Raw genomic sequence first — 9,251 nt, forward strand, 5'->3', positions numbered from 1 at the left:
GACGTGCCGATTGGTTCCCGCTCAGGCTTCCCGGCGGGCGTGGGCAGCGTGTCCGTTTTTCGGCATTGGTGGCCATCTGGCGGGCCTTTCCGGTGAAGTAAGAACTTGTCACTGTGATTACTCTGGGTATACAAAATCACGCTCTGTGTTGCGATAGTGAAGATCCAGTCACCGACGAGCGGTCCGGGTGGGCGGGTGACTGGTCGTCGCGCCGGGCCGGTCCGCAGCCGGTCGACCGGCGCCGCACCCGGCCGCCGCGCCCCGGTCTCCTCGCAAAAGATCGATGGAAGGGGCGCCTTCTGTATCCGGCTAGAATCCGCGCCTGGGAACGGCGGTCGGCGCATTTCCCGCCGAATTCGCGCCAGCTTGGTCCCCATCCCGACCGATCGAGGTCGATCAAATGTCCGGGCGGGTGGGCTCGATCGCCGGGGGTGCCGCCACCAGTCAGGCCCGGCAGGGCGGCGGGCTGGCCGGCTCGGAGCATCTCGTCGCTAGCTTTTGCTGGATCTAGCAAAAGTTGGCGTCGATTCGCTCTAAGGCCTGGACAGCGCGCGTCGAAGCCTCCTACTGTGTCGGACACCACGCATCGACAGCACGTCGATGTGAACGAGCCCGGTGGGAGGTGAGCCGGTGCACACCGCCGACCCCCTGCACGTCCGGCTGCTGCGGCTGCTGCGCGACGAGGGTGCGTTGTCCCGGGCCGAGCTCGCCGACCGGCTGGAGATGCCCCGTCCCCGGTTGCTCGCCGAGTTGGAGCGGCTGGTCGCGCTCGGCTACGTGGCCGAGGCGGGCAAAGCGGCATCCCGGGGCGGACGTCGCTCCACCCTGGTCGAGCTGCGCCCGCAACTGCGCTTCGCGGCCGTCGACCTGGGCGCCAGCTCCATCGATGTCGAGGTCGTCAACGGGCGGCTGGAGCCGATCGCCGCGTACGCGGAGGCGGCCGACATCAGGTCCGGCCCCAAGGCCATCCTGCAACGGGTCAACGAGTTGCTGTACAAGGCCCGGACCGACGGGGTGTACGAGCGGCTCGACGCGGTCGGCATCGGTGTTCCCGGCCCGGTCAGCTTCCGTGACGGGGTGCCGGTGTCCCCGCCGATCATGCCCGGCTGGGACCGCTTTCCCGTCCGTGAGCTGGTCACCCGGGAGCACGGCTGCCCGGCGGTGGTCGACAACGACGTGAACATCATGGCCATCGGCGAGCGACACGGCGGGGTGGCGCACTCGGTCAACGACTTCCTGTTCGTGAAGATCGGCACCGGCATCGGGTGCGGCATCTACCTCAGCGGCGAGGTCTACCGGGGCACCGACGGTTGCGCCGGCGACATCGGCCACATTCAGGTCGACCCGCACGGGCCGATCTGCTCGTGCGGCAACGCCGGCTGCCTCGAGGCGCTGTTCAGCGGCGCGGCGCTGGCCAAGGAGGCCATGGCCGCGGCACGCTCCGGCACCTCGCCGGCGCTCGCCGAACGGCTGGCCGCACAGGGCACGGTCACCGCCCTCGACGTGTCCGCCGGCGCCGGTGAGGGAGACGTGACCTGCATCCAGCTCATCCGCGAGGGCGGGCGCCGGGTCGGCAGCGTCCTGGCCGGGCTGGTCAGCTTCACCAACCCGTCAATGATCGTCATCGGCGGTGGGCTCGCCCAGCTCGGGCACATCCTGCTCGCGGAGATTCGCAGCGTCGTCTACCGCCGCTCGCTGCCGCTGGCCACCGGCAACCTCCCGGTCGTGCTCTCCGAGCTCGGGCCGCGTGCCGGTGTGGCCGGCGCCGCCGTGCTCGCCAGCGACCTGGCCTTCGGCGAGGCGGCATGAACGGGCCTGCGCGAGTGAGTCACCGGAGTGGAGGAGCGTCATGAGCGAGCAGCCCGAAAGTGCTCCACTGGTCGAGGCGCCCGCCGACGCCGTCGCGGGCGAGGTGGTTCTGCGCCTGACCGACGTGGTGAAGACCTTCCCCGGCGTACGCGCCCTCGACGGCGTGCAGTTGGAGGTACGCGCCGGCGAGGTGCACTGCCTGCTCGGGCAGAACGGTGCCGGCAAGTCCACGCTGATCAAGGTGCTCGCCGGGGTGCACCGGCCCGACTCGGGGCTGGTCGAGTGGCGCGGTGAGCAGGTCACCTTCGCCAACCCGCAGGCCGCCATGCGCGCCGGGATCGCCACCATCTACCAGGAACTCGACCTGGTCGAGGATCTCTCGGTGGCGGAGAACGCCTTCCTCGGCCACGAGCCGCGCGGCTTCGGCTTCATCCGTCGGGGCCAGATGGCCCGGCACACCCGGCAGATCCTCGGCCGGCTCGGTCACGCCGAGATCCCGCCCAACCGGATGGTCCGGGCGCTGCCCGCAGCCGGCAAGCAGGTGGTCAGCATGGCCCGCGCGCTCTCCCACGAGGCCCGGCTGATCATCATGGACGAGCCGAGCGCGGTGCTCGCGCACGACGAGGTGGAGAACCTCTTCCGGATCATCCGGGAGCTGACCGCGCAGGGCATCGCCGTCATCTACATCTCCCACCGGCTGGAGGAGATCCGCGAGATCGGCGACCGGGTGACCGTACTCAAGGACGGCCGGACCACCGCGGCGAACCTGTCCGCCCGCGACACCCCGACCCGGGATCTGGTCTCCCGGATGACCGGCCGGACCATCGAGTACGTCTTCCCGGACCGTGCCGACGACAGCGAGGTCGGCGAGGAACTGCTCCAGGTGGAGGGGTTGACCCGGGCCGGCGAGTTCGCCGACGTCTCGCTCACCGTCCGGGCCGGGGAGATCGTCGGCATCGCCGGGCTGGTCGGGTCCGGCCGCTCCGAGCTGATGGAGACCATCTACGGTGCGCGTCGGGCCGAGTCCGGCACCGTGCGGATGGCCGGCAGGGCGCTGCGGCCGGGCAGCGTCGGCGCAGCGGTGAAGGCCGGCCTGGGCATGGCGCCCGAGGAGCGCAAGAGCCAGGCGCTGCTGCTCGGCGAGCCGATCTACCGCAACGTCACGCTGGCCACCTTCGGCCGCTACGCCCGATTCGGGTTCACCGACACCGCGCGGGAGCAGGCCGAGGCGGACCGGGTCGCCGAGAGCCTGGAGATGCGACCCCGCGACGTCCGCCGGGCGGTGCGGACCCTCTCCGGCGGCAACCAGCAGAAGGTGGTGGTCGGGCGCTGGCTGCTCGGCGACACGAAGCTGCTGCTGCTCGACGAACCCACCCGGGGCGTGGATGTCGGTGCCCGGGCCGAGCTCTACCAGGTGATCCGGCAGCTCGCCGCCGAGGGCGTCGGGGTGTTGCTGGTCTCCAGCGAGGTGCCCGAGGTGCTCGGCCTGGCCGACCGGGTGCTGGTGATGCGGGAGGGGCGGGTCGTCCGCGCCGCCCCGGCCGCCGAACTTGACGAAGACACCGTGCTCGACCTCGTCATGGCGGGGTCCCTGGAGGTGACGGCATGAGTGATGGCCCTTTCACCACGACCCAGTTGCCGGCGCAGTCGCCGCCGGTGGATCCGGCCGAGACCGGGGCGGCCGGGAAGCCGGCCGCCACCCCGGGCAGCGCCGGCCGGCTCTCCTGGTGGCACGGGGACGGCGGCGAGGGTGCGCGCCGTAACCTCGCCCTGATCGGGGTGCTGGTCGTGCTCTTCGTGATCGGTGCGGCCACCCGCTCCGATCTCTACTCCAATCCGGACTGGGTCTGGGCCAACATGCTCAGCATCCTCAAGCTCGCTTCGGTGGTCGGCGTGGTCACCGTCGGGATGACCTTCGTGATCATCGGCGGCGGCATCGACCTCTCGGTCGGGGCGATCGTCGCGTTGGCCGGGGTCTGGTGCACCACGATCGCCACCCAGAGCTTCGGCGCCGGCGGCATGATCTTCACCGCGATCGTGGTCGGGATGGGGGTCGGCCTGGTCAACGGCGCCCTCATCGCGTACGGGCGACTGGTGCCGTTCATCGCCACGCTGGCCATGCTGGTGGCCGCCCGCGGACTGGCCGCCGAGATCTCCGACAAGCAGACCCAGATCTCGCAGAACAACACCATCAACGGCATCGCCACCACCAACCTGCTCGGCATCCCGCTGCTGGTCTACATCCTGGCCGCTGTCGTCGCCGCCGGGTGGGTGCTGCTCAACCGCACCACCTTCGGCCGGCGTACGGTCGCCGTCGGCGGGAACCCGGAGGCGGCCCGGCTGGCCGGCATCGACGTAAGGCGGCACACCCTGCTGCTCTACGTGCTCTCCGGGCTCTGCTGCGGCATCGCCGCCATCATGCTCACCGCCCAGGCCACCTCGGCCCAGGCGGCGATGGCGAACCTCTACGAGCTGGACGCGATCGCCGCCGTGATCATCGGTGGCACGCTGCTCAGCGGCGGGCGGGGCACCATCATCGGCTCCCTGCTCGGTGTGATCATCTTCGCCACCATCACCAACCTCTTCGCGATCAACGGCCTCTCCACCGAGGCCCAGAACATGGTCAAGGGCGGCATCATCGTCGCCGCCGTCCTGATCCAGCAGATCCAGTTCGGCAGTCTCTCCCAGTTCTTCCGCCGCAACCGGCTGACCACCAGCTGAACACCGTTACCACCAGGCCACCCGAGAAACCGACGGTGGCCGGGCCTCGCACACCCGAATTCCTCTCCACCACCCATAACCAGGAGGTCGTCATGACCCAGCACAGTCGTCGCCGGCTGCTCTTCGGCGGGGCGGCCGTCGGCGCCGGCGTACTGCTCGCCGGCTGCACCAGCAACGAGAAGCAGACGCCGACCGAGGCGCAGACCAAGGCGGCCGACGGCGGTGGCAACGCCGAGCCCGGCAAGCAGGTGACGATCGGCTTCTCCGCGCCGGCCGCCGACCACGGCTGGATCGCGGCGATCACCAACAACGCCAAGGCGCAGGCCGCCGCGTACTCCGACGTGGAGTTCAAGACGGTGGAGGCGGGCGCGGACGCGGCGGCCCAGCGGGCGGCGCTGTCCACGCTGATCTCCCAGAAGCCCGATGTGATCGTGCTGCTGCCGCACGACGGCAAGGAGCTCAACTCGTTCGGCCTGGAGGCGATGCAGGCCGGCATCCCGGTGGTCAACCTGGACCGCGCCTTCCCGGACGCCAAGGCGTACCGGTTGCAGATCAAGGGCGACAACTACGGCATGGGCGTCGCCGCGGCCACCTTCATCGTCGAGCAGCTCAAGGCCAAGGGCGTGAGCAACCCGGTGATCGCCGAGATCGCCGGGATGGACGAGCTCGAGCTGACCCAGGAGCGGACGAAGGGCTTCAACGACACCCTGGCCCAGCACGGCCTGAAGGTGGCCAACCGCCGGGCGGCCCGGTTCACCGTCGACTCCGGGCAGCAGGAGGCGAGCCAGCTGCTGCAGGCCCTGCCGAAGATCGACGCGATCTGGAACCACGACGACGACCAGGGCATCGGCGTGCTGGCCGCGTTCAACCAGGCCAACCGCAACGAGTTCTTCATGGTCGGCGGCGCCGGCTCGAAGAAGGCGATGGAGGACATCAAGGCCGACAACACGGTGCTCAAGGCCACGGTCACCTACAGCCCGTCGATGGCCTCCTCGGCCATCTCCCTGGCCCGACTGATCGGCCAGGGTCGGGGCATGTCCGACCTGGTGGAACTCCAGGTGCCCAAGGAGATCGTCCTGGCCTCCGAAACGATCACGAAGGAGAACGCGAGCGACTACCTGAAGCTCGGGTTCTGACACAACCGGGGGGAGACCCACCTTGTCCACGAACGACAACGAACTGCGGGTCGGCATGGTCGGCTACGCGTTCATGGGCGCCGCGCACTCGCAGGCGTGGCGCACCGTGAACCGGGTGTACGACCTGCCGGCGCGGGCCCGGATGAAGCTCGTCTGCGGCCGGGATCCGGAGAAGGTGGCGGAGGCCGCCGACCGGCTCGGCTGGGAGGAGCACACCACGGACTGGCGGGAGCTGGTGGCCCGGCCGGACATCGACGTGGTCGACATCTGCACACCGGGTGACAGCCACGCCGAGATCGCCCTGGCCGCGTTGGCCGCCGGCAAGCACGTACTGTGCGAGAAGCCGCTGGCCAACACCGTCGCCGAGGCTCGGGAGATGACCGCCGCGGCGGCCACCGCCCGCGCCGGCGGGGCACGGTCCATGTGCGGCTTCAACTATCGGCGGGTACCCGCGGTGGCGCTGATGCGCCAGCTGGTCGCCGACGGTCGGCTCGGCGAGATCCGGCACGTCCGGGCCAGTTACCTGCAGGACTGGATCGTGGACCCGCTGTTCCCCCTGGTCTGGCGGCTCCGCAAGGAGGTGTCCGGCTCCGGCGCGCTGGGTGACATCGGTGCGCACATCATCGATCTCACCCAGTACGTCACCGGCCAGCGGATCACCGGCGTCAGCGCGGTGACCGAGACGTTCGTCAAGGAGCGGCCGTTGCCGAGCGAGTCGAGCGGGCTGGCGGCGCAGACCGACGGGGGCAGCGCCGCCACCGGTCCGGTCACCGTCGACGACGCGGCGATCTTCGTGGCCCGGCTGGAGGGCGGGTCCCTGGCCACCTACGAGGCGACCCGGTTCGCCACCGGGCGCAAGAACGCCCTCCGGGTCGAGATCAACGGGTCGCTGGGCAGCGTCGCCTTCGACCTGGAGCGGCTCAACGAGCTGGAGTTCCACGACGCGACGCGACCCGCCGCCGAGCAGGGCTTCAACCGGATCCTGGTGACCGAGGCCGAGCACCCGTACCTGTCGGCCTGGTGGCCGCCGGGGCACATCATCGGGTACGAGCACTCCTTCACCCACCAGATGCGCGACTTCATCGAGGCGGTGGCGACCGGGGCCGACCCGACGCCGTCCTTCGTCGAGGCGTTGCAGGTGCAGTTGGTGCTGGACGCGGTGGTCCGGTCGGCCGAACTGGGGTCCTCGTGGACCGAGGTGGAGCCGGCGTTGGCGACGGTCTCCGCCTGAGCCACCTCCGGCGCCGGCCGGCGAGGGCCGGCCGCGGTTGCGCCCCGCGGCCGGGTACGGGTCGGGGCCGGAGGTCGTGCCACCGGTGGCACGAGCGGTTCCTCCGGTGTGGCCGGACCGGGATTCCCCGGCCACACCGGAGGACCGCCGCCCGGCGGCCCTCGGGCCGCACACAGTCAGCCGCCGTGATGGCGGTCCACCTTCGACGAGTCGTCCGGCCGGGCGCGCAGGTCGCGATCGGCCGGATGCGGAGCAGGCAGGGGCGAGACGCCGACTGCCCCTGCCTGCCAGCCCCGTCCGACCGGGCCCGCTCGGGGCGCCGGTGCGGCGGCGTCGCCGCCGACCTCGCCGCCGACCGGTGAGCCTCAAGCCCTGGGCGGCCGGCGGACGGGGCGCATCCGCACAAAGGGTATCTTTCGAAACTATTCTGTGATATTCATGTAATTCGATGGCTAGATTCCCCGACCGGGAAGGAGTGCCATGCGTACGGGTGTCTGGCTGGTGGGGGCGCGCGGATCGGTCGCGACCACCAGCATCGTGGGGGCTCTTGCCCTGCGGGCCGGGATGGCCGGGCCGACCGGGTGCGTCACCGAACTGCCCGAGGTGCGCGGTCCGGCGCTGCCGGCCTTCGCCGACCTGGTCTTCGGCGGGCACGACGTGGTCGCCACCCCACTGGCCAAGCGCGCCGAGGCGCTTGCCGAGGCCGGCGTGCTGCCGGCCCGTCTGGTCGCCGCGCTGTCCGAGGAGTTGGCCGCCGTCGAGCGGGAGGTGCGAACGGCGGCGAGCGGCGGCAACCAGGCCGATCGGGCCGCCGCGTTGGTCCGCGACCTCACCGAGTTCCGGGATCGGCACCGGCTGGCCCGCGTCGTGGTGGTCAACGTGGCGGCCACCGAGCCGGCCTGCCGTCCGCACCCCGCGCACGCCGACCCGGACGCGCTGCACGCCGCCCTCGCCGGCCCCGACGAGGTGCTGCCCCCCAGTTCGCTGTACGCGTACGCGGCGGTGACGGCGGGCTGCGCGTACGTCGACTTCACCCCCTCCACCGGCCTGCGGTTGCCGGCCCTGGCCGCACTGGCCGACGCCCACCGGGTGCCGTACGCCGGGCACGATGGCAAGACCGGGGAGACCCTGCTCAAGTCGGTGCTCGCCCCGATGTTCGCGATGCGTCACCTCGCCGTGCGGTCCTGGTCCGGGATCAACCTGCTCGGTGGCGGCGACGGTGTCACGCTCGCCGACCCGGCGGCCAACGCCGCCAAGGTGCGCAGCAAGCAGCGGGTGCTCGACGAGACCCTCGGCTACCTGCCGCAGGGCGACACCCGCATCGATTACGTCGAGGACCTGGGCGACTTCAAGACCGCCTGGGATCTGATCACCTTCGCCGGCTTCCTCGGCACCGGGATGCGCCTGGAGTTCACCTGGCACGGCTGCGATTCGGCGCTGGCCGCTCCGCTCGTGCTCGACCTGGCCCGGCTCACCGCCGCCGCGCACGCCGCCGGCCACACCGGCCCGCTGACCGACCTCGCGTTCTTCTTCAAGGACCCGCTCGGCGACGGCACCCACTCGCTGGCCGAGCAGTGGACCCGGCTGCGCGCGTTCACCCGGCGGCTGCACACCGGAGGTGCCGATGACCCGCGTGGCTGACCTGGTCGAGCTGGTCCGGGCCCCGGCCGCGCTCTCGGTGCCCGGTGACGTGGTGGCCGGTGCCGCCGCGGCCGGCGCGCTGGGCCCGCGTACGCCGGCACTGGCCGCCTCGTCGGTGCTGCTGTACTGGGCCGGCATGGCCGCCAACGACTGGGCCGACCGGCGGCTGGACGCCGTCGAACGCCCGCAGCGGCCGATCCCCAGCGGCCGGGTCAGCCCCGGCCTCGCGGTCGGCCTCGCCGCCGGCCTCACCGCCGCGGGCGTCGGGCTCGACGCCGCCGCCGGCGGCCGGCGGGCCGCCGCCGTGGCGCTGCCGCTCGCCACGGCCATCTGGGGGTACGACCTGGCGGCCAAGAACACCGCCGCCGGTCCGGCCGTGATGGCCGCCTGCCGGGGATTGGACGTGCTGCTCGGCGCTTCCGCCGGCCGCCCGGCGCGAGCGCTGCCGGCGGCGCTGACCGTCGCCGCGCACACCTGGACCGTCACCGCCCTGTCCCGCCGCGAGGTCCACGGCGCCGATCGCGCGCTGCCGCTGGGTACCCTCGCCGGCACCGCCCTGGTCGCCGCCAGCGCCGCGCTCCCGGCCCGGCCGCGTCGGCACACCGGCCCCGCCATCCTCGGCCGGTCCGGCGACTCGACTGCCGTCGGCCGGCCCGGCGGCAGCGCGTCCGCTCGCACCGGTCCCGTCGACCCGGGCGGCCGACCCGGGGCCG

General features: G+C 71.9%; 7 protein-coding genes. All 7 read left to right on the plus strand.

Annotated features, from left to right (window positions below; genetic code table 11):
• Positions 1-630 precede the first annotated feature (630 nt).
• Entirely contained in the window at positions 631-1,809 is a 1,179-nt protein-coding gene (locus tag IEY61_RS29105) for an ROK family protein (protein WP_189050122.1), read from the plus strand.
• A gap of 40 nt (positions 1,810-1,849) precedes the next feature.
• A complete protein-coding gene (locus IEY61_RS29110) occupies positions 1,850-3,418 on the plus strand; it encodes a sugar ABC transporter ATP-binding protein (RefSeq protein WP_189050124.1) in 1,569 nt (522 codons plus the stop codon).
• The gene (locus IEY61_RS29115) at positions 3,415-4,530 is read left to right on the plus strand and encodes an ABC transporter permease (protein ID WP_189050125.1); all 1,116 of its coding nucleotides are present in this window, start codon (positions 3,415-3,417) and stop codon (positions 4,528-4,530) included. Before IEY61_RS29110 ends, IEY61_RS29115 begins: the two co-directional genes overlap by 4 nt.
• A 92-nt stretch (positions 4,531-4,622) precedes the next feature.
• Positions 4,623-5,666, plus strand: a complete 1,044-nt coding sequence (locus IEY61_RS29120; RefSeq protein WP_189050128.1) for a substrate-binding domain-containing protein — start codon at positions 4,623-4,625, stop codon at positions 5,664-5,666.
• Positions 5,667-5,721: 55 nt separating this feature from the next.
• On the plus strand, positions 5,722-6,897 hold the full coding sequence (locus IEY61_RS29125) for a Gfo/Idh/MocA family protein (RefSeq protein ID WP_373293239.1): 1,176 nt from the start codon (positions 5,722-5,724) through the stop codon (positions 6,895-6,897).
• Positions 6,898-7,377: 480 nt separating this feature from the next.
• Positions 7,378-8,538, plus strand: coding sequence for an inositol-3-phosphate synthase (locus IEY61_RS29130; RefSeq protein WP_189050132.1), 1,161 nt, complete (start codon positions 7,378-7,380; stop codon positions 8,536-8,538).
• Positions 8,522-9,251, plus strand: a 730-nt coding sequence (locus tag IEY61_RS29135; RefSeq protein ID WP_189050134.1) for an SCO3242 family prenyltransferase, incomplete at its 3' end; no start/stop codon positions are given. The genes IEY61_RS29130 and IEY61_RS29135, both read left to right, overlap by 17 nt.

This window comes from Micromonospora sonchi (assembly GCF_014646235.1).
In the GTDB taxonomy this organism is placed as follows: domain Bacteria; phylum Actinomycetota; class Actinomycetes; order Mycobacteriales; family Micromonosporaceae; genus Micromonospora; species Micromonospora sonchi.